Genomic DNA, 19,675 nt, shown 5'->3' on the forward strand with positions numbered 1-19,675 from the left:
CCCCGCGCGGCCGGAATCAGGGCCGTACGGCCGGGTCGACGGCCCGCGGTGCGGGTGCGCTTTCCGCGGTGCGGGCGATGTTGCCGGCCATGGTGCCGAAGATCGCCGTGTGGAAGGGGGCGATGGCCCGCCAGTAGAGGTGTCCGGCCAGGCCGTGGGGGTGGAAGAGGGCCCGCTGGTGGTAGCGGGCGTGGCCGTCGGAGGTGGGCGTGACGCGCATTTCGAGCCAGGCGAGGCCCGGGAGGCGCATCTCGGCGCGCAGCCGGAGCAGGCGGCCGGGCTCGACCTCCTCGACGCGCCAGAAGTCGAGGGCGTCGCCGACGCGGAGCCGGTGGGCGTCGCGGCGGCCCCGGTGCAGTCCGGCGCCGCCGGTGAGCCGGTCGACGCGGCCCCGGACGGCCCAGGCGAGCCGGAAGGAGTACCAGCCGTTCTCACCGCCGACGCCCTCGACGACCCGCCAGAGGGTGGCGGGGTCCGCGTGGACGACGCGCTCGCGTTCGTCGGTGTAGAGGCTGCCGCCCGCCCAGTCGGGGTCGGTGGGCAGCGGGTCGCTGGGGGCCCCGGGGTGGGCGGCGGAGGACCAGCGGGTCGTCACGTGCGCGTCGTGGACCCGCTTCAGGGCGAGGGAGAGCGCCTCGTCGAAGGGGACGGGACCGCCGGGCGGCCCGGGGACGTACCGGTCGATGTCGCGCTCGGCGCACACCACCTCGTGGCGGAGGGATTCGGCCAGCGGGCGGGCGAGGGCCGCCGGTACGGGGGTGACCAGGCCGATCCAGAGGCTGGAGAGGCGCGGGGTGAGGACGGGGACGGGGAGGATCAGCCGGCGCGGGAGCCCGGCGACGGCCGCGTACCGGTTCATCATCTCGCGGTACGTGAGGATGTCGGGCCCGCCGATGTCGAAGGCGCGGCTGACCTCCCGCGGCATGCGGGCGCTGCCGACGAGCAGGCGCAGGACGTCGCGGACGGCGATGGGCTGGACGCGGGTGCCGACCCAGCTGGGGGTCACCATCACCGGGAGGCGCTCGGTGAGGTGGCGGAGCATCTCGAAGGAGGCGGAGCCCGAGCCGATGACGACGGCCGCCCGCAGGACGGTGGTGGGCACGCCGGACGCGAGCAGGACGCGGCCGACCTCGGTGCGCGAGCGCAGGTGCGGGGAGAGCTCGCCGGGCGGTACGCCCTCCGGGGTCAGGCCGCCGAGGTACACGATCCGGCGCACTCCGGCGGCCCGCGCCTCGGCGGCGAAGGTGTGGGCGGCCCGCCGGTCCCGGGTCTCGAAGTCGGCGGTCGAGGTCATGGAGTGGACGAGGTAGTAGGCGATGTCGACGCCGCGCAGGGCCGCCCGCAGGCTCTCCGCGTCGGTGACGTCGCCCCGGAGGATCTCCGTACGCCCCGTCCAGGGGAAGTCCCGCAGGTGGGAGGGGGTCCGGGCGAGGCAGCGGACGCGGAAGCCGTGGTCCAGGAGCTCCGGCACCAGACGCCCGCCGATGTAGCCGCCGGCCCCGGTGACCAGGCACAGGGCCCCGGGCGGCGGCGCGCCGTGTGCCTGGGCCTGGGTCTGTGGCCGGGTCTGCGGCCGGTCCGGGGACGGCGGCGGGGGCTGGGACGCGGATGCTGAGGCCATGGCACTTCCGTTCCGTGCGGGCGGGGAGGGGTAAACCCTCGCCCTTCCCTTCCCGCCCGCCCGTCCGGTCGGATGCGTCAGGGGCGGTGGCGGAGGGCTCCCGGCCACCAGACCCGGGGGCCGAGGTCCCGGACGAGGGCGGGGACGAGGAGGGAGCGGACGACCAGGGTGTCGAGGAGGACGCCGAAGGCGACGATGAAGGCGATCTGGACGAGGAAGGCGAGCGGGATGACGCCGAGGGCCGCGAAGGTGGCGGCGAGGACGACGCCGGCGGAGGTGATGACGCCGCCGGTCGCGACGAGACCGCGCCGGATGCCCTCCCGGGTGCCGTGCAGGGCGGCCTCCTCGCGGACCCGGGACATCAGGAAGATGTTGTAGTCGACGCCGAGGGCGACCAGGAAGACGAAGCCGTACAGGGGCACGGCGGGATCGGTGCCGGTGAAGCCGAGGACGTGCTCGAAGACGAGCGCGGCGACGCCGAGGGTGGCGGCGAAGTTCAGGGCGACGGTGGCCACCAGGAGCAGCGGCAGCAGCAGCGAGCGGAGCAGTCCGACGAGGATCAGCAGGATGATCCCGAGGACGACGGGGACGATGAGCGCGCGGTCGCGTTCGGCGGTCAGGCGGGTGTCGTACTGCTGGGCGGTGGTGCCGCCGACGAGGGCGTCCGCGCCGGGCACGGCGTGGAGGGCGGTACGCAGCCGGGCCACGGTCTCCTTGGCCGCGTCGCTGTCGGCGGGGGCGTCGAGAGTGACGTCGATCCGGGCGCGCCCGTCGGCGACGAGCGGGGTGGCGGGTCCTGGGGGCGGGGTGGTGGCGACGGTGGCGGAGGCGACGCCGTCGACGTCCTCGGCGGCCGTGCGGACGCGGTCGGCGGAGCCGGCGTCGGCGATGACGACGGCGGGGTTGCCCGCGCCGCCGGGGAAGTGCGCGGCCAGCCGCTCCTGGGCGGCGACGGACGGCGCGTCCTTGACGAAGATCTCGTCGAAGGGGACGCCCTTGGAGTCGAGCGTGAGGGAGAAGGCGGAGCACACCAGGAGAGCGGCGAGGGAGCCGGCCCACAGACGGCGCGGGGAGCGGTCGACGAAGTCGGCGATCCGGCGCCAGAGCGGGTGCGCCTCGTCGGCCTTGGGACGGGCGGGCCAGTAGGCGGCCCGGCCGAGGAGGACCAGGGCGGCGGGGAGGAAGGTGAGGGCGCTCAGGACGGCGCAGGCGATGCCGATGGCGCCGACGGGGCCGAGGGCGCGGTTGTTGGTGAGATCGCTGAGGAGGAGGGCGAGCAGGCCGAGGCCGACGGTCGCGGCGCTGGCGGTGACGGGTCCGGCGGACTGCTTGAGCGCGGCGCGCATGGCGGCCGTGCGGTCGGCTCCGCCGCGGGCGCCGAGCTCCTCGCGGTAGCGGGCGGCGAGCAGCAGGGCGTAGTCGGTGGCGGCGCCGATGACGAGGATGGAGAGGATGCCCTGCACCTGCCCGTCGACGCGGACGATGTCGTGGTCGGCGAGGACGTACACGACGGCGCAGGCCAGTCCCAGCGCGAACACCGCCCCAATGATGATCACCAGCGGCAGCAGGACGCTCCGGTACACGAGCAGCAGGATCACGAGGACCGTCACCAGGGCCACCGCGAGGAGGATGCCGTCGATCCCGGCGAAGGCGTCGGAGAGGTCGGCCCGGCTGGCGGCGGGGCCGCCGAGCCAGGTGTCGGTGCCCGCGACCGTGTCGGCGGCGGTCTCGATCCGGTCGAGCACGGCGGGGAGTTCGTCGCCGAGGCCGGGCTGGAGCTGGACGACGGCCCGCAGGGCCTCGCCGTCCTCGGACGGCACGGCGGGCGAGGGGGCTCCGACGACGCCCGGCGTGCCGCCGAGTCCGGCCAGGGACCGGGTCGCGTCGGCGGCGGCGGTCGGGGCGAGCGGGCCGCCGTCGGCGGAGGTCCAGACGACGATCGCGGGCAGCGTCTCCTCCTGCCGGAACGCCTCCTGCTCCTCCAGGACCCGGGTGGACTCGGCACTGCGGGGCAGGAACGCGGCCTGGTCGTTGGTGGCGACCTCGCCGAGGCGGCCCGCGTACGGGCCGAGGGCGCCGCCGATGACGAGCCAGACGACGACGAGCAGCAGGGGCAGCAGTCGGCGCGTCCAGCGCGGGGCTGCGGCGGGCATGGGGGCTCCCGGGGGTGTGAGGGCTCGGTCCACGGTCCGTCCCCCGATATCTCGATCGAAAACAATCTCAATGATTGAGAGACTTCGCGGCACATTGAAGCACGCGGGGAGGGCGTCGCGGGGACGAGGGGCTCAGTGTCGGGGCGGGCGCTGTTCGGCGAGTGCGGCGAGTTCGGCGTTGAGGGCGTCCAGGAACCGCAACACCGTGGCGAGTTCGTCCTCGTCGAACCGCTCGCGCGCCTTCGCGGTCGCCTCGGCCAGCGGCCGGAAGTGGTCGCGGGCGACGTTCTTGGCGCCCTCGGCGTACTCGACGTGCACCACGCGCCGGTCGGCGCTCCCCCGGGTCCGCCGGATGTGCCCGGCCTTCTCCAGCCGGTCCAGACAGGCGGTGACGGCGCCCGAGGTCAGCCCCAGATGGGTGCGGAGCAGACCGGGAGTGACGGGGCCCTCGTGGTCGAGGACGAACGAGAGGGCCTGGACGTCGGTGGGGTGCAGGCGCTGGTCGGCGGCGAAGTCGTGGGCGACGCGGTTGACCTCGCCGAGGGTACGGCGCAGCGCCACGGCGAACCGGTAGAGCCCGACGTCGCCGCCCCGACCGCTCTGGCCGCTCTGACCGCTCTGGCCGCCTTGAGCGCTCTGACCGTCCCGCACTTCGCGCTCCCCCTGTCCGCTGGCCACGTGATCAGCGTATACAGCGGGCCGGGATGCTCGGCGTGAGCGTCCCGGCCCTGCGAGCCGCAAGCGGCGAACGGCGAACGGCAACGGCAACGGCAACGGCAGCCGCGTACGGCGAACGGCATCAGTAGCGCAGGACGGCGGCGATGCGCCCCTGGCCGTCCAGCGAGCCGCCGGGGACAAACCGCACCTCGGCGCCCGTGTCCAGGGCCCGCTCGACGATCTCGTCGACCATGTCGTCCCGGGCGCCGAAGTCGCCCGCCTCGGCCGGTTCCAGGTGGTCGCCCACCTCGCGTACGACCGTCCGGTAGTCGTCCTCGACGGCGACGAGCCGCGCCCGGCCGTCCTTGGCCGCCCGCCACACCTCGTCGATGCCGCCGGCGAACTCGCGCCGGCCACGGGCCGCGTCGAGGTCGGCGGCGACCGACCTGACGGCGGCGGCCGCGCGGTCGGCGCGGGAGGGCTCGACGGCGGCGTGCACGGCGGCGGCCGGTCCGTCGGCGAGACCGCCGTGCGGGACGGCGACGGTGTCGGGGGCGAGCGGGCCCAGCTCCTCCAGGAGGGCGAGGGCCGCGGCGGAGCCGAGGACGTACAGCGGGCGGGGTTCGGCGGCGAGGACGGCCCGCAGCTTCGCGTGCGCCTCACGCAGGAACTGGCGGGTGGCCTCGTCCTGGAAGGTGCTGGGGACGTCGCCGATCCGCTCCTTCCGTTCGACGTCCGGGTCCTCCAGGCTGCGGGTCAGCGGGAAGCCGTCCCGCGTGGACTCGGCGGCCCGCTCGGGGTCCCCGCTCCACAGCGAGACGCGGTCGGCGGCGACGGCGAGGGCCCAGTAGGGCCGTTCGGCGGCGCGGGCGGCGACGAGGTTCCGGGTGAGGAAGGTGTCCGCGAGGACCACCCGCTCGGGCACCGTCCGGGGCAGCGACCACACCTGGTACTCGCCCTGCGCGGCGTAGATGACCAGGCCGTCCTCGGCGTGCGCGAGGTCGATCTCGGCGGCGGCGCGGCTCAGCTGGTCGAGGATGTCGAGCCGCCGCTCGCGCGGCACGTCCGGGTCGCCGGTGAGCGTCTTCTCGGCCTCGGAGAGCAGGTTGCGCAGGCGCACCGGGTCCTGGGCGTTGTCCGGTTCGCGGCGGTGCGTGGGCATCACCAGCGAGACGGCCGGGTACGGCCGGGGCTGACGCAGCTTCGCGAGCACCTCACTGCTGAGCACGGGGTCCATGGAGGGCCTTCCTGTGGTGCGGGGAACGAGGGGAGGTGGGACGGGGGAACGAGATGCGGGGGGGGCTGGGCGTGGTCACTCGGGTCCGGCGAGCTGCTCGGCGAGTTCCTTCTCGTCCGCGTCGCTGAGGGACGTCTTCAGGACGGTGCCGCCGTGGCGCTGCATCGCCGCCGTGAACTTGTCCTCGGTGAGCTTCGAGGCCATGATCACGAGCGCCGCCGAGCCGGGCCGCAGCAGGTCGCCGACCTGCTGCCGGAACCGCTCGTCGACGCCGGACTTGCTGAGCCGGCCGACGAGTCCACCGAGCGCGGCGCCGGTGAGGGCGCCGACCGCGGGCGCGAGGAAGAGGATGCCGAAGATGGTGCCCCACAGGGCACCCGTCGCGGCGGTGACGCCGACGACCCGGTTCGAGGTGTCGACGTGGGTGCGCCCCTCGGCGTCGACGGAGACGACGGCGAGGCCGTTGAGGCCCACGACCTGGTCGCGCTGGAGTTCCTGCACCGTGCCGAGGGCCTCCTCGGCCACGGCGGGGTCCTCGTACCCGATCACGATGAGCTCGGCCACGGCCGCCTCCCTCCGGACGCGCGCGGGCGGAGGGACCGGGCCTCGCGACCGCGCGGGGGCGTCGTCGCGCGCCCCCTACTCCGCCCGATCCTGTCCCGATATGCCCGTTCCCGCGAATCGAGGCGGTGCCCGCCCCTCAAGAGTGAATGGGCGCATCGTTCGTGCATCGCGGAGCCGTAGGCTGGGGCTGTGTCCGAAGAGACCGGCATCACCACCGGCGCCCTCGCCCGGCGCCTCGGCGTCTCCCCGACGACCGTGCGCTCCTGGGACCGGCGGTACGGCATCGGCCCCGCCGTCCGGCAGGGCGGCAGGCACCGCCGCTGGACGCCGGGGGACGTCGCCGTCCTGGAGGAGATGTGCCGGCTGACGGCCGCCGGGATCCCGCCCGCGGAGGCCGCCCGCGCGGCCCGCGCCGGCGGCGGCACTCCCCCGGCGGAGCGGCCCGCCGCCCCGGAGGGGCCGCCTCCCCGGGACGTACGGGCGGAGTACCGGGGACTGGCCCGCGCGGCCGCCCGGCTCGACGGGCCCGCGCTGGAGGCCATGCTGGCCGAGGCGGTGACGGCGCACGGGCCGGTGGCCGTGTGGGAGGACGTGATGGTGCCCGCGCTGCACGCGATCGGGCGCACCTGGGAGTCGGCCGGCGACCGCTACGTGGAGGTGGAGCACCTGCTGTCGTGGCACGTGTCGACCGCGCTGCGGCGGGCCCCCGGATCCGTACAGGAAGGGCAGGGCCGTCCGGTGCTCCTGGCGTGCGTACCGGCGGAGCAGCACACGCTGCCGCTGGAGGCGCTGGCCGCCGGCCTCGCCGAACGGGGCCTGCCGGTCCGCATGTTCGGCGCCGCCGTCCCGGCGGAGGCCCTGGACGCGGCCGTCCGCCGCACGGGACCGACGGCGGTGACGCTGTGGTCCCAGACCCGCTCCACCGCCGACCACTCCCTGGCCCGCCACATCGCCTCGACCGCCTTCGGCCTGCGAGGCGCCCGCACGACCCCCCTGGTCCTCCTGGCCGGCCCCGGCTGGGCGGGCCGCCCCCCGCCCCCCGGCACGATCCGCCCGACGGGCCTCCGCGAAGCCCTCTCCGTCCTGTCGCAGCTGTACGCCGAACGCGCCCCGGACGTTTGACCCCAGGCACCTGAGTGGTCGTCAGCCGACGGCCGACTCCAGGGTCTCCAGGGCCAGTTCGGTGGCTCGGCGGTGCCAGAGGCGGGCGCCCCTCAGCATGGCGTGGCCGCCGGTGGGCATGGGGACGGCGGTCGCGTGGGCGCCGGCCTGCCGCGCTCGGCGGACGAAGTCCCAGGAGTCGCCGGCCGCCGTGACGCGGTCCGTCTCGTCGTGGAGGACGTGGAGGCGGCGGCCCGCCAGGTGGGCCACCGGCTCGCCCTGCGGGCACCAGGGGGCCAGGGCCACGACGCCCCGGACGGCCGGGGCCCCCGCGACGGCGAGGGCCGCCCGGCCGCCCATCGAGTGGCCGACGAGGACGACCGGGATCTCCCCGAAGCGCTCCCGCAGGCCCGCCAGCGCGGCCTCGGCGTCCCGGGCGGCGTCGGCGCGCTCGCCGTTCCAGCCCCGGTGGCGGTAGCGGCCCTCGGCCACCAGGACCGGCCGCCCGCGCACCGCCCGCCGCACGGCCTCGACGAAGGGCCGCATGCGGAGCGCCGGAAGGTTGAGGAGCGGCGGGGCGTCGAGCCCGTCGGCCTGTCCGCCGTGCAGCAGGAGCACCGCGGCGGCCGGCGACCCGGCTCCGTACCGCACGAGCAGTTCCCGGGACGCGGTGGACCGGGGGCGCACGGTCATCGGGTCTCCTGTCGGCCGTTCGGGTGAGGGCTGCGGTCCGCAGTCTGTCACGGGAGACGGCCGGAGCAGGGGCCGGGAGCAGGGACGACGGAAGCGGGGACGGGAGCACGGGCCTGAAGCAGGGGACTGATGCAGGGGGGACGGGAGCAGGGGGACGGGAGCAGGGGACAGAAGCACGGGACAGGGGTCACCGGCCCCGCGGGCCCTCCGTCCGCCCGGCGGCCGTCAGGTCCTCCCGGAGGCGGAGGAGGCCACGGCGGGCGTGGCTCTTGACCGTGCCCAGGGGCAGGCCGGTGCGGGCGGCGATCTGCGGCTGGGTGAGGTCGGCATAGTACGCGAGGGCGAGGACCTGCCGCTGGGCGTCCGGAAGGCGGGCCAGGGCGGAGGTGACCACGATCCGGTCGAGCGCCCTCTCCGGCCCGGACTCGGCGGTCGCGCGAGCGGCGGCGGCGGCCGTGGCCACGCCCACCGCCACGAGCGCGCGGCGCCGACGCGTACGCGCGGTGAGCGCGTCGGCCGTCTTGCGGCGGGTGATGCCGGTCAGCCAGGCGGAGACGCTGCCGCGGTCGGGGTCGTACCCGGCCCGCCCGCGCCACGCCGCGAGGAACACCTGCTGGGTGACGTCCTCCGCCTCGGCCGGATCGCCGAGGGTACGGAGGGCGAGGGCGTGCACCAGCCGGTGCAGACGCCGGTACGCCAATGCCACGCCCGCCGCGTCGCCGCGCGCGAACGCCTCGGCGACGGCCCGGTCCGATTCGCTGGTCTCTGCCATGGCGGGGCCTTCCGTCCGGGGCTTCCAGGCTCCGGCGACGGGGAGGCGGCCCTCAAGACGCATCGATCGTGCGTCGAAAAGGCCCCTCACCTCGCCCCTCGCTCCAGGCCGCCCCAGGTCCCCTCACTCCGTGTCGCGTGCCCGCCGGAAGCGCTCCAGGCCGTCGGCGAGCCCGACGATCGGGTCCGGGTAGTCGTACGCGGCCCGGTCCAGGCCCGTCAGCCGCCACGGCTCGTGGACGGCCGGCCCTTCGAGACCGGCCAGCTCGGGGACCCAGTGGCGTACGTAGCTCCCCTCGGGGTCGTGGCGGAGGGCCTGCCGCACGGGGTTGAGGACACGGTTCGGGCGGGTGTCCGTGCCGGTGCCGGCGGCCCACTGCCAGTTGAGCTGGTTGTTGGCGACGTCGCCGTCGACCAGCAGGTCCAGGAAGTGCCGGGCCCCGTCGCGCCAGTCGAGATAGAGGGTCTTGGTGAGGAAGGAGGCCGTCACGAGCCGGGCCCGATTGTGCATCCACCCCTCGTGGGCCAGCTGCCGCATCCCCGCGTCCACCAGCGGATAGCCGGTCCGGCCCTCCCGCCACGCCGCCAGATCCCGCCGCGCCGCCTCACCGCGCCGCCAGTGGTCGTGGCGCGGGCGGTAGTCGTCGTGGGCGGCGCCGGGCCGGGCGGCGAGCACCTGCCGGTGGAAGTCGCGCCAGCACACCTGGCGTACGAAGGCGTCGGCGCCCGCCCCGGGGCCGTGGGCGCGCGCCCGGTGCACCGCCTCCGCCGCGGACAGCGCGCCGAAGTGGAGGAACGGGGAGAGCCGGGAGGTGCCGTCGCCCGCGCGGTCGTCCAGGACGTCATGCCGTTCCTCGTACGCGTCGAGGTGCCGGGACAGCCAGGACCGCAGGCGCCGCCGCGCCTCGGTCTCGCCCCCGGCGGCCAGCCCCTCCGACACCCCCGGCACGGCGGCCCGCGACGGCAGCGGCTCCGAACCCACCTCCCGGGGGACGCGGACGGCGCGCGGTGCGGGCAGCGGAGCCCGTACCGGCCGGTCAGCCCAGCGCCGGAAGTAGGGACTGAAGACCGCGAAGTGGTCCGAGCCCTGCGGCACGACGTCACCGGGCGGCACGACGGAGTCGACGCCGTCGTGCACGAGCAGCCGGCAGCCGCCCTCCTCCAGCGCGGCCCGCAGCCGCGCCTCGCGGGAGCGGGCGAACGCCGTGCACCCCGCCGCCACATGCACCTCCTCCACGCCCGCCTCCCTGACGACCCGGCACACCTCGGCCACCGTGTCCCCTGTGCGCAGGACCAGCCGCCCACCCCGGTCCCGCAGCGAACGGTCCACGTCGGCGAGGCAGTCGGCGAGGAACGCGAGCCGGTTGGGCGCGGCGAACCCGGCCCGGTCGACGGCCGGATCCCGGACGAAGAGGGGCACGACCGCGTCGACGGACCGGCAGGCGGCGTGCAGCGGCGGGTGGTCGTGGACGCGCAGGTCGGCGGTGAAGAGGACGACGGCGGTGCGGGAGGTACGGGCGGTGCGGGAGGAGCGGGGGGTGTCGGTCACGGTGGCGTGTCGCTTCCGGGCGGGGACGGGTGCGGTGAGGACGTGCGGCGAAGGGGCGGAGTAAAGCAATGCTGCGGTGCGGGAGACGGCTGGCGGTACGGGCCCACCGCTCCCGTCTCCCCTTCGGCGGCGCGGCCGCTTCCGGATGCGCGCGGGACCGGTGATTGTGCCGATGACGGCGTTCCGCGCCGCCCTCACAGTGGCGGGGCCACCCCACGGCACCGGCCGTCCCTCTCCTCGGGACGGCCGTACCACGACACGAGAGGACGACTTCGTCGTGAAGCGATACCTTGCCGCGGCCACCGCCGTCGCCGCCGGCCTCGCGCTGCTCCTCGCCCCGGGCGCGGGCGCCGCCACCGCCAATCCGTACGAGCGCGGCCCCGCCCCGAGCGAGGCGAGCATCGAGGCGGCGCGCGGCCCCTACGCGGTCGCGCAGACCTCGGTCTCGTCCCTCGCCGCCACCGGTTTCGGCGGCGGCACCATCTACTACCCGACGAGCACGAGCGACGGGACGTTCGGCGCGGTGGCGGTCTCGCCCGGCTTCACCGCCACACAGTCCTCGGTCGCCTGGCTGGGGCCGCGGCTGGCCTCGCAGGGCTTCGTCGTCTTCGTCATCGACACGATCACCACGGTCGACCAGCCCGACAGCCGGGGCCGCCAACTCCTCGCCGCGCTCGACCACCTCACCCAGCGGAGCTCCGTCCGGGACCGCGTCGACGCCTCCCGGCTCGGCGTGATGGGCCACTCGATGGGCGGCGGCGGCACGCTCGAAGCGGCGAAGAGCCGCCCGTCCCTCAAGGCCGCGGTGCCGCTCACCGGCTGGAACACGGACAAGTCCTGGCCCGAGCTCAGCACTCCGACCCTGGTCATCGGCGCGGACGGCGACACGATCGCGCCCGTCGCCACCCACTCCGAGCCCTTCTACGAGAGCCTCCCCTCCGGCCTGGACAAGGCGTACCTCGAACTGAACGGCGCCACGCACTTCACGCCCAACACGTCGAACACGACGATCGCGAAGTACAGCCTGGCGTGGCTGAAGCGCTTCATCGACGACGACACCCGGTACGAGCGGTTCCTCTGTCCGCTGCCGCGGCCGGGTCTGACGATCGACGAGTATCGGGGCAGCTGCCCGCTGGGCACCTGACGCCCTGTGCGCGGGCACAGCCCGTGGTACGGGGGTCTGGGCGCCGGCCCAGACCCCCGTACCGCTCCGTTCCGGCCCGCGACCGCGCCCGTTAACGTGCCGGACGTGAGCGTGACGGGCGTGAGCGTGACCGACGTGAGGGCCGCTGCCGACGCAGGACCGCCGCTTGTGCTGTATGGCCGGGAGGACGAACTCGCCACTGTCCACCGGCTGTTGTCGCCGCCACCGGGCGACCCCACGGGTGCCGAGCGGGTGGTGTGCGTCGCGGGCGGCGCCGGGGAGGGGCGTTCGGCGCTCCTGGCCCGGGCCGCCCGGGACTTCCCGGGCGAGGCGTACGTGGTCGGCGCACCGGGCCGGCAGGTGCCGTGGAGCGGGGCGCGGGCCCTGCTCGCGGCGCTGGCCCCGTCCGGTGCGGCGCGGGGCCGGGCGGCGCGGCTCGCCCGGGGCCCGAACGGCATCGCGGCAGCCCTGGCGTCCCTGCTGCGAGGCCGGGCCCCCGTCCTCCTGTGCCTGGACGACTTCCCGCTCTGGGACGCGCACTCCCGAGCCGCGCTCACCGCGCACTGGCGGGCGCCGGGCCCGCGCGGGACGGTGCGCCCCGGCTGGCTCGTGGCGTCCGCCCCCGGCCGCCCCGTCCCCACCACGGCCACCACACCCCTGGTCCGCCTCCCGCGCCTCACCCGCGCCCAAGCTCGCGCCCTCCTGGACGACGCCAACGCCCGGCGTACCGCCCCCGCCCTAGCCGAACGGCTCCTCGACGAGGCGGCCGGACACCCAGGCGTCCTGACCGAGACCCTCCGCCGCCTCCCGCCGGAGATCCTCGCCGGGACGACACCGGCGCGGGGCCCGCTGGTGGACGACGCCGTCCTGGCGACGGTGTACGGCAGCCTGCTCGCCGCCCTCCCCGCCGACACGCGCCGCCTCCTGAGCGTGGTGGCCACCGCCTGCGAGCGCCCGCCGAACGCGCCGCCCTCCGCTCACCTGTTCCGTACGGACGTGCCCACGGTCCTGACCCGCGCCCGCTCCCTCCGCGTCCCCACCGAGCCCCTGGACGGCCTCGTGTCCGCCGGCCTGCTCGCCCGCCACGGCGACCGACTCACCTTCACCGACCCGTTCCTGGGCCGGGCGGCGGGAGCCGGGCAGGAGGCCAAGCAGAGCGGGAGCCGGAACGCCGGCGGCGGCGTCGGCCCCGCCACCGCACCCGCCTCCCCTGCCTCCCCCGCCCTCCACGAGCGGCACCGCGCCGATCGCCTGGGGCCTCCCCCGGTCGTGCGGGGGCGGTCTGGAGCAGCGCGGGGGCGGGGGCTGTTGATGCGGGGGTTCGCGGCGTTGGCCGGCGGGCCGGTGATGGATGCCCATGAGGCGTTCGTGCAGGCGGCGAAGGTGTTGCGGGACCGGGAGCCGGTGGAGGCGGCGGACGCGCGGTTCCTCGCGATGGAGGCCGCGTGGGCGGCGGGGGACGTCGGCGCCTGCCTCGCGGCGCTGGACCTGGCCCCGGCCGGGCGGGGCACCGAGCGGGCCTTCGCCGAGGGGCTGCGCGCCGCGCTCACCGTCCGCCTGGACCAGGCGCGTACCCCGCTCTCCCGGGTGGTCGCGGTCGGCGCGGCCCGGGACGAACCCCGGCTGCTGCTGCGGGCGGGGGCGGCCGCGCTCGTGCTCGGGGACGTCGCCGCGGCGGCCCGGCTGCACGGCAGGGCGCTGGTACGGGCGCGGGCCGAGCAGCGGGCCTCGCTGCTGCCCCGGATCCTCGAACACCTCGCGTACGCGGAACTGCGGGCGGGGCGGTACGCGCGGGCCGGGCACGCCGCCGGGGAGGGGCTGCGGGCGGCCCGCGCCACCGGCCAGCTCAACTCGGCGGCCCACCAGCACGCGGTGCTGGCCCTGGTGGCATCGGTGACGGGCGAGGGGCCGTCCGTCGCTGAGCACGCGGAACGGGCGCTGGCGATCGGCCGCCCGCACGGCCTCGCCCAGGCGGTGACGCTCGCCGAATGGGCGCTCGCGCGGGCGGAGTTGGGCGGCGGACTCGCCGCCCAGGCCGCCGCGCGCCTCGCGCCGATCGTCCGCCCCGGCCCCCACGGCGGGCACTTCGCGCTCCGCATGCTGGCCGTGCCCTGCTTCGTGGAGGCGGCGGTGGCCTCGGAGAGGGTGGCGGAGGCGCGGGCCGCGACGGAGGAGTACGCGCTGTGGGCGGGGTGCGGCCTCGACCGACCGGCACCCGCCCAACTGGCCCGCTGCCGCGCCCTGTTGGCACCGCGCGGCGAGGAGACGAGCCGCTGGTTCGGCGAGGCCCTCCGCCAGCACGAGGACGGCGGCAACGACTTCGAGCGGGCCCGCACTCTCTTCGCGTACGGTACGTGGCTCCGCCGGCGGCGCCGCCCGGGCGAGGCGCGGGGCCCGCTGCGCGACGCGCTGGTCACCTTCGAGCGGGCCGCCGCTGAGGGCTGGGCCCGGCAGGCCCGCGCGGAACTGCGCGCGACGGGCGCGGCGGGCGCGCACCCGGCGGAGCCCTCCGCCCTCGCCGAACTCACCCCGCAGCAACAGCGGATCGCCCGCCTCGTCGCGGACGGCGCCACGAACCAGGAGGTGGCCGGGCGCCTGTCGCTGAGCCCGCGCACCGTCGACCACCACCTGCGCGGGGTCTACGCCCCCCTCCAGATCCGCTCGCGGGTCGAACTCTCCGCCCTCATGTCGGAGGCGAGGCCATGAAGGCCGCCGAAAGGGAGGCGCGGGGTCAACGGGCGCCGAAGACCTGCGTCCAGTAGGGGCCGCCGTTCGTGTGGACGCCGACGCCGAGCTCCTTGAAGTCGCAGTTGAGGATGTTCGCGCGGTGGCCGGGGCTGTTCATCCACCCCTCCATGACCTGCTCGGGCGTGGTCTGTCCCATGGCGATGTTCTCACCGTAGGTGGACCACGGGTACCCGGCGGCGGTGACCCGCTCCCCCGGGCCGTCGCCGTCCGGGTTCGTGTGGTCGAAGTAGTCCCGTGCGGCCATGTCGTCGGAGTGGCCCTGCGCGGCGCGCGTGAGGGTGGCGTTCGCGGTGAGCGGTCCGCAACCCGCCTTGGCGCGTTCGGCGTTGACGAGCGACAGCACCTGGTCCGCCGCCGAGCCCTGACCGGTGTCGTTCTGCGCGCCGCCGCCCGGGTCCGGCTCCGCGCCGACCGTCGGCGACGCGGTCGTCCGGGTGGGCTCCGGGGCGGCCGTCGTCGGGGCGGTCGTCGGAGGGGTGGGCTTCTTCGGCGGGGTGGCGACGGGGCTCGCGGTCGTGCGATGCGGGGTGGGGGTCGCCGTGGTCGGGCGCGCGGTGGCGGACTTCTTGGCCCCGGAGCCGGGCGTGGCGGAGGCGGTCGCGCGGCCGGGCGGGGTCGTGGACGGGGAGGGCGTCGCGCTGATCGAGGCGGGTTCGGCCGACAGGGAGTCCGGGTCGTGGGTCAGCGGCAGGTCGGCCCCGGGCACGGCCACGCGGTTGCCCTCCAGGAGCACCACCTTGTCGTCCCGCCCGCCGTACAGCGAGAACGCCCCGCCCGTCACGGCGACGACCGCGATCCCGGCCGCGACGGCGGCCCGCCGCCGGGTCCTCTCCTCCGCCTGGCGCCGCCGCCGGCGGTCACCCCGGCCGGGCCCCCGGCGCGGGGCGGGAACCGAGGCCGAGGCCGAGGCCGGGGCCGGCGCCGAGGCCGAGGCCGAGGCCGGAACGAGCCCTCCGAGGTCGTACGCCTGCGTCACGTCATCGTCGGCAGGCACCCCCGCCCCGGCAGCCGCCCCAGCAGCCGCCACCGGCACCACGGGCACCACCGGCACCACCCCGAGGCAAGCCCCGCACCGGCTCGTGTGCGCGGCCAGGTGGTCGCGCCACCCGGCGCTGGGGCGTCCGTCCCAGCCCGCCGTCAGTTCCCGGAGCCCGGGGCAGCGCGGCCGCCTCGCCAGGGCGGCACCGACGGAGCGGGCCGCGTCGGCGCGCACCCGTACCGTCTCCATCCGCGTCGCCGTGTCCTCCGGCGTCCACTGGAGCGCGGCGGCCGTCTCGTACCGGAGGAGGAGCCCCTCGGCCTCCAGCGACCCGAGCGCCGCCAGGAGCGCGTCCTGCACGTCCAGCCACCCGCCGGCCCCGTCGAGTCCGCCGGCGGCGTGGCCGAGGGTGGTGTCGACGGCCAGCGCGACGAGCCAGGGCCGGAACGCCTCCGGGTACGGCAGGGTATGCAGGGCGCCCCGGGCGCGGAGCAGGGTGTCGCGGACGACGGCGTCGGCGGGGGCCACGGCGTCGACGGTGCCGGGGGCGGCGGCGGGGCGGGTGCCGAGGGCGCGGGACACCAGGGCGTGGACGAGCGGCTGATGGGCGCCGAGGACCCGGTCGCACGCCCAGGGGTCCCCGTACTGCGCCGCCCGTATCGACTCCGTCATCTGATCCGCATCCAATGTCCGCTGCACGCCGTCCGTCCTTCTCTCGCCCGTTCCCGGAGTTTCCTGCGCCTGGGAGAGCCTCGGCCGAGGACGGGGATAACGGAAAGAGGGAAAGCGGAATCCGTGACGTGGGTCACAGGAAGGCGCGGACGGTTGCCCGGCGGGCATGGCCCCGGGGTGGTGCGGCCTCCTAGGGTGGCCGCATGGATGGGGATCACGGTGACGAGCGGTTGGCGGAGCGGCTCCGGACGCTGACGGGCGGGCGGTTCCCGGTCGCCGCGGCGCTGGTCGGACCGGAGGGCGTGACGGGGGCCTCGGTGGGGGCGGAGCTCGGGGCGGACTACGAGATCGGGTCCGTCTCGAAGGGCGTGACGGGCCTGCTGTACGCGGACGCGCTGGCGCGCGGGGAGGTCACGGCGCGGACGGCGCTCGGGGAGCTGCTGCCGCTGGCCGACGTGCCGGCCGGCGGGGTGACGCTCGGGGCGCTGGCCACGCACCGGTCGGGGCTGCCGAGGGTGCCGTCCTCGGCGGGACCATGGCGGCGGACCTTCGCGCTGTGGCGGCACGGCACCAATCCGTACGGCGAGGACGTCGCCGAGCTGCTCGACCAGACGCGGGCGGTACGGCTCGGCTCCACGCGGCCGCGCTACTCCAACCTCGGCTTCGAGCTGCTGGGGCACGCGCTGGCGGCCGCCGCCGGAAGGTCGTACGAGGAGCTGGTCGCCGTACGGATCAGCGCGCCGCTCGGCCTCGAACGCTTCTACCTGCCCGCGGGCCCCGGCGATCTGCGGCCGGGGGCGCTGGCGGGAACCTCCCGGCGCGGCGCGCCGCGCGAGCCGTGGACGGGCGTGGCGCTGGGTCCTGCCGGCGGGATCCGGGCCGACATCGGCAGCATGGCGCGCTTCACCGCCGCGCTGCTCGACGGCACGGCGCCGGGGACGGCCGCGCTCGACCCGGTGGTCCCCTTCACGGCGGGGACGCGGATCGGCGCCGCCTGGCTCACCCTGCGGGTCAGGAACCTGACGGTCACCATGCACAACGGCGGGACCGGCGGGTTCCGTTCCTGGCTCGGCCTGGACCGGGAGTCCGGCACGGGCGTGGTGGTCCTGGCGGCGTCGAGCGTCTCCGTGGACCGGCACGGCTTCGCCCTGCTGACGGGGAGCCGGCCCCGGAGCTGAGGGCCGGCCCCGGGCCTGAGGGCCGACCCTGGGAGCCTGCCCCCCGTCAGCCCGTCTCAGGGGCGCGCGGCGAAGGCGGAGGCGTGCGCGGCCGCCCACTCGGCGAAGGTGCGGGCCGGGCGGCCGGTGACCTTCTCGACGGTGTCGGCGACCGTGCGGCCGACCTCCGGGGTGTTGCCGTACACATCGAGCAGGAACTCGATGAGGTCCTCCGGCTGACCGGCCGCCCGCCACTCCTCCACGGCTTCGGTCTCGCTCAGTTCGACGACGTCGATCCGGGCCCCGCGCGCGGCGGCGAGGATCGCCGCCTTGTCGGTGACCGTGAGCACCTCGGGTCCGGTGATGAGGTACTCGCGCCCGCCGTGGCCGTCCTCGGTGAGCGCGGTGGCGGCGACGGCGGCGATGTCGGCCTCGTGCACCATCGCGCTCTTGCGGTCCGTGAACGGTTCGCGGACGGCGCCGGTCGTGGCGATCCCGTCCGCCCATTCCAGCGCGTTGGCCATGAACTCGACGGGCATCAGGACCGTCCAGTCGAGGTCGTCGGCCGCGCGCACGGCGTCCTCCAGCGGCGTCTCCCCGCCGCCGTGGAGGACGGTGACGCGGCGGACACCGGCGGCCCGGGCCAGTTCGAGGAGGCGCGGAGCCGTCTCCAGCGGGGTGAAGTACGGGCCGCCGAAGGTGATCAGGTGGACGCCGGTGACGCCCTCGAACGCCCCGGCCAGGGTCTCCGGGTCGGTGAGGTCCCCGACGTACGCCTCGGCGCCGGGCGGCAGGTCGGCGGCCCGGGCGGCGTCCCGGGTGAGGGCCCGGACCTCGTGACCGGCGGCGGTGAGCGCGGCGACGAGCTGACGGCCGACGGTGCCGGTGGCACCGGTGACCAGGAACTTCTGCGGGTGAGCGGACGACGGACGGACGGAGCTCGGTGTCTCGTTCATGAAGGCGACGGTAGAAGGCAAACAGGTCAGATCCTGACCTCTTTGCCGCGCGAACGCGAGCCCGCCGCCCCGTTATCCGCCGCCCTCGTCATCCGCCGTACATGTCCCGGCAGAGCTCCGCCGCGCCCATCGGCGCGTCGATCCGCTGCGCCTCCCGGCAGAGGCTCCGCATGCCGGCCGCCGACGTGTCGGCGGTAGGGGGCGCGGGGGCGGGTGCGGGCGCACGGCGGGGAGTGGGGGTGGCGGTACGGGTGCGCGTACGGGGCGGGCGGGGCTTCTTCGCGGGCGCGCGGGTCTCCCGCGTACGAGGCTCCGCCGCGCGGGCGGGCGCGTCCGCCACCCCGCCGCCGCCCTTCGGCTGCCGCCCGGCCGGCTTCCCCGACGGGACGACAACCGCCCGAGGCCGTACGGGATCGACCCCAGCCCCAGCCTCAGCCCCAGCCCCAGCCCCAGCCCCAGATGCAGCGCTCTCCCCCTCCACCTGCGCCAACTCCTCCAGTGGCTCGGCCTCCTTCGGCTGCTCCGGCCAGGCAGGCAGGGCCGAAGGAGGCCGCTGGGCGGCGGGCGCGAGGGCGGGCGGGGCCTCCGAGGCCCTCGGCCCGGACGGTACGGGCGGTGCGGACGGGCTCGGGAGCGCGACGCAGCCGCCGACGAGGAGGGCGGTGACGAGCGGGAGCGCGGTACGGCGGACGTTCATGGCGGCCACGCTGCCGTACGACACCCCGGGCAGGCGGCAGCTCCAGGCCCCGACCACCACCACGGGTGAACGACGCGGACGCGAGACGACGCGACGAGGCCCTGGCGGTCCCCCGCTCAGCGCGCAGGCCGCGTCCCCTGCGCCCGAAGCGTCTCCGTGAGAGCGAGGAAAAGAGAGACGTCGCGGGTGAGACGGGTAGGGGCCACGACGAGCGGGCTCCGGCGCCCCTCCGCGCCGATCGTGATCGTGCCGTCCTTGACGTCGACCTCCTGGACCTGGTGCCAGGGGGCGGAGGCGCGCCCCGAGCCGAGTTCCGTGGCGGTGAGCCACATCAGGCCGAAGTCGAGGCGCTCGCCCGCGTCGAGGCGGACGAGGGCGCCGGGGAGTTGGGCGCGGGCGGCGTCGTGGCGCAGGAGCGGGCCCCAGATCTCGCCTCCGGTGAAGACGCTGCCGACGACGAGGTTGCGGCCCTCGGTGTCGGTGACGCCGAAGGAGTGCGTGATCGAGACGGTCCGGCCGTACTGGGTGCGGCGGACCGTGTTGTCGAGGATCTGCGTGTCGGCGTAACGGACCACCCGGACCTTGCCCTTGAGGTGGACGACGAGCCCGCCCTCGTACTGCTCCAGGCGTGCGTCGGCGGTGCGGGCGCCGAAGATCAGGTGCCCGAGGAGCGAGATGACGCAGAGCACGAGGGGCAGTCCGGGGACGATCGCGAGGGCGCTGTAGCCACTGGCGAGCGAGGCGATGACGGCGGCGGCGAGGACCGCCGCGAGGATCGCGACGCCGAGGGCGCCCCGGCTCCGCGCCGGGGCGGACGAGGCGTGGCTCCCCCGGTGTCCGCCGAGGCCCTCCCGTTCCGCCGCTTCCCTCATCTGCCGTTCGTAGTCGCCCTGTTCCGATCCTGTCCGCACCATGGTCGCCCCCGGTCCCGCGTCGGTGTCATCGGTCTGCGGCGCCATGCTACGACCAGAACAGA

At 76.3% G+C, this 19,675-nt stretch carries 16 protein-coding genes; 4 read left to right on the plus strand and 12 right to left on the minus strand.

All coding sequences use genetic code 11. The features are described 5' to 3' along the window. Positions 1-16: 16 nt before the first annotated feature. The 5 genes from ACFXMG_RS03435 to ACFXMG_RS03455 all read right to left on the minus strand — a co-directional run bounded on the left by ACFXMG_RS03435 (position 17) and on the right by ACFXMG_RS03455 (position 6,232). Positions 17-1,621 (minus strand): SDR family oxidoreductase, encoded by a 1,605-nt coding sequence (locus tag ACFXMG_RS03435; protein WP_383825486.1) that lies wholly within the window; start codon positions 1,619-1,621, stop codon positions 17-19. A 77-nt stretch (positions 1,622-1,698) separates the two neighbouring features. Next, positions 1,699-3,774, minus strand: coding sequence for an MMPL family transporter (locus ACFXMG_RS03440; protein WP_383825489.1), 2,076 nt, complete (start codon positions 3,772-3,774; stop codon positions 1,699-1,701). Between the two features lie 132 nt (positions 3,775-3,906). Continuing rightward, the gene (locus ACFXMG_RS03445) at positions 3,907-4,452 is read right to left on the minus strand and encodes a MarR family winged helix-turn-helix transcriptional regulator (RefSeq protein ID WP_383825492.1); all 546 of its coding nucleotides are present in this window, start codon (positions 4,450-4,452) and stop codon (positions 3,907-3,909) included. 121 nt (positions 4,453-4,573) lie between these two features. Further along, positions 4,574-5,668, minus strand: a complete 1,095-nt coding sequence (locus ACFXMG_RS03450; RefSeq protein ID WP_383825495.1) for a chemotaxis protein — start codon at positions 5,666-5,668, stop codon at positions 4,574-4,576. Between the two features lie 75 nt (positions 5,669-5,743). Further along, a complete protein-coding gene (locus ACFXMG_RS03455; RefSeq protein ID WP_383825498.1) occupies positions 5,744-6,232 on the minus strand; it encodes a DUF1269 domain-containing protein in 489 nt (162 codons plus the stop codon). A gap of 189 nt (positions 6,233-6,421) precedes the next feature. Here ACFXMG_RS03455 and ACFXMG_RS03460 point away from each other — a divergent pair, with 189 nt between their 5' ends. Continuing rightward, on the plus strand, positions 6,422-7,354 hold the full coding sequence (locus tag ACFXMG_RS03460) for a MerR family transcriptional regulator (RefSeq protein ID WP_383825500.1): 933 nt from the start codon (positions 6,422-6,424) through the stop codon (positions 7,352-7,354). A gap of 21 nt (positions 7,355-7,375) precedes the next feature. Here the strand turns inward: ACFXMG_RS03460 and ACFXMG_RS03465 are convergent, their stop codons facing one another. The 3 genes from ACFXMG_RS03465 to ACFXMG_RS03475 all read right to left on the minus strand — a co-directional run bounded on the left by ACFXMG_RS03465 (position 7,376) and on the right by ACFXMG_RS03475 (position 10,346). Next, positions 7,376-8,026 (minus strand): alpha/beta fold hydrolase, encoded by a 651-nt coding sequence (locus ACFXMG_RS03465; RefSeq protein WP_383825503.1) that lies wholly within the window; start codon positions 8,024-8,026, stop codon positions 7,376-7,378. Positions 8,027-8,213: 187 nt separating this feature from the next. Further along, a complete protein-coding gene (locus tag ACFXMG_RS03470; RefSeq protein WP_383825506.1) occupies positions 8,214-8,798 on the minus strand; it encodes a sigma-70 family RNA polymerase sigma factor in 585 nt (194 codons plus the stop codon). Between the two features lie 123 nt (positions 8,799-8,921). Beyond that, positions 8,922-10,346 (minus strand): cryptochrome/photolyase family protein, encoded by a 1,425-nt coding sequence (locus tag ACFXMG_RS03475; protein ID WP_383825508.1) that lies wholly within the window; start codon positions 10,344-10,346, stop codon positions 8,922-8,924. 172 nt (positions 10,347-10,518) lie between these two features. On the opposite strand from ACFXMG_RS03475, the gene ACFXMG_RS03480 reads away from it, so the two are divergent. Next, positions 10,519-11,490, plus strand: a complete 972-nt coding sequence (locus ACFXMG_RS03480) for an alpha/beta hydrolase family protein (RefSeq protein WP_383825510.1) — start codon at positions 10,519-10,521, stop codon at positions 11,488-11,490. A 105-nt stretch (positions 11,491-11,595) separates the two neighbouring features. Beyond that, positions 11,596-14,196: a LuxR C-terminal-related transcriptional regulator gene (locus tag ACFXMG_RS03485; protein ID WP_383825512.1), complete on the plus strand. Its 2,601-nt coding sequence runs from the start codon at positions 11,596-11,598 to the stop codon at positions 14,194-14,196. Between the two features lie 25 nt (positions 14,197-14,221). Here the strand turns inward: ACFXMG_RS03485 and ACFXMG_RS03490 are convergent, their stop codons facing one another. Further along, positions 14,222-15,889 (minus strand): CAP domain-containing protein, encoded by a 1,668-nt coding sequence (locus tag ACFXMG_RS03490; protein ID WP_383825514.1) that lies wholly within the window; start codon positions 15,887-15,889, stop codon positions 14,222-14,224. Between the two features lie 203 nt (positions 15,890-16,092). Between ACFXMG_RS03490 and ACFXMG_RS03495 the strand changes: the two genes are divergently transcribed. Then, positions 16,093-17,067: a serine hydrolase domain-containing protein gene (locus ACFXMG_RS03495; RefSeq protein ID WP_383825517.1), complete on the plus strand. Its 975-nt coding sequence runs from the start codon at positions 16,093-16,095 to the stop codon at positions 17,065-17,067. A 56-nt stretch (positions 17,068-17,123) separates the two neighbouring features. On the opposite strand, the gene ACFXMG_RS03500 is transcribed toward ACFXMG_RS03495, so the two are convergent. The 3 genes from ACFXMG_RS03500 to ACFXMG_RS03510 all read right to left on the minus strand — a co-directional run bounded on the left by ACFXMG_RS03500 (position 17,124) and on the right by ACFXMG_RS03510 (position 19,658). After that, positions 17,124-18,002, minus strand: a complete 879-nt coding sequence (locus tag ACFXMG_RS03500) for an SDR family oxidoreductase (protein ID WP_383825520.1) — start codon at positions 18,000-18,002, stop codon at positions 17,124-17,126. 88 nt (positions 18,003-18,090) lie between these two features. Further along, entirely contained in the window at positions 18,091-18,699 is a 609-nt protein-coding gene (locus ACFXMG_RS03505; protein ID WP_383825523.1) for a hypothetical protein, read from the minus strand. A gap of 116 nt (positions 18,700-18,815) precedes the next feature. After that, positions 18,816-19,658 carry a DUF6585 family protein gene (locus tag ACFXMG_RS03510; protein ID WP_383825525.1) on the minus strand — a complete coding sequence of 281 codons (843 nt, stop codon included), beginning with the start codon at positions 19,656-19,658 and terminating at the stop codon, positions 18,816-18,818. Positions 19,659-19,675: the final 17 nt, after the last annotated feature.

This window comes from Streptomyces sp. NPDC059201, assembly GCF_042754585.1.
Classification (GTDB): Bacteria; Actinomycetota; Actinomycetes; order Streptomycetales; family Streptomycetaceae; genus Streptomyces.

Excerpts from the sequence above, each read along its gene's own strand:
- ACFXMG_RS03505 (WP_383825523.1), bottom strand. The coding sequence starts at position 18,699 with ATGAACGTCCGCCGTACCGCGCTCCCGCTCGTCACCGCCCTCCTCGTC.
- ACFXMG_RS03500 (WP_383825520.1), bottom strand. The coding sequence starts at position 18,002 with ATGAACGAGACACCGAGCTCCGTCCGTCCGTCGTCCGCTCACCCGCAG.
- ACFXMG_RS03470 (WP_383825506.1), bottom strand. The coding sequence starts at position 8,798 with ATGGCAGAGACCAGCGAATCGGACCGGGCCGTCGCCGAGGCGTTCGCG.
- ACFXMG_RS03450 (WP_383825495.1), bottom strand. The coding sequence starts at position 5,668 with ATGGACCCCGTGCTCAGCAGTGAGGTGCTCGCGAAGCTGCGTCAGCCC.
- ACFXMG_RS03495 (WP_383825517.1), top strand. The coding sequence starts at position 16,093 with ATGGATGGGGATCACGGTGACGAGCGGTTGGCGGAGCGGCTCCGGACG.
- ACFXMG_RS03510 (WP_383825525.1), bottom strand. The coding sequence starts at position 19,658 with ATGGCGCCGCAGACCGATGACACCGACGCGGGACCGGGGGCGACCATG.
- ACFXMG_RS03465 (WP_383825503.1), bottom strand. The coding sequence starts at position 8,026 with ATGACCGTGCGCCCCCGGTCCACCGCGTCCCGGGAACTGCTCGTGCGG.
- ACFXMG_RS03440 (WP_383825489.1), bottom strand. The coding sequence starts at position 3,774 with ATGCCCGCCGCAGCCCCGCGCTGGACGCGCCGACTGCTGCCCCTGCTG.
- ACFXMG_RS03480 (WP_383825510.1), top strand. The coding sequence starts at position 10,519 with ATGACGGCGTTCCGCGCCGCCCTCACAGTGGCGGGGCCACCCCACGGC.
- ACFXMG_RS03435 (WP_383825486.1), bottom strand. The coding sequence starts at position 1,621 with ATGGCCTCAGCATCCGCGTCCCAGCCCCCGCCGCCGTCCCCGGACCGG.
- ACFXMG_RS03490 (WP_383825514.1), bottom strand. The coding sequence starts at position 15,889 with ATGACGGAGTCGATACGGGCGGCGCAGTACGGGGACCCCTGGGCGTGC.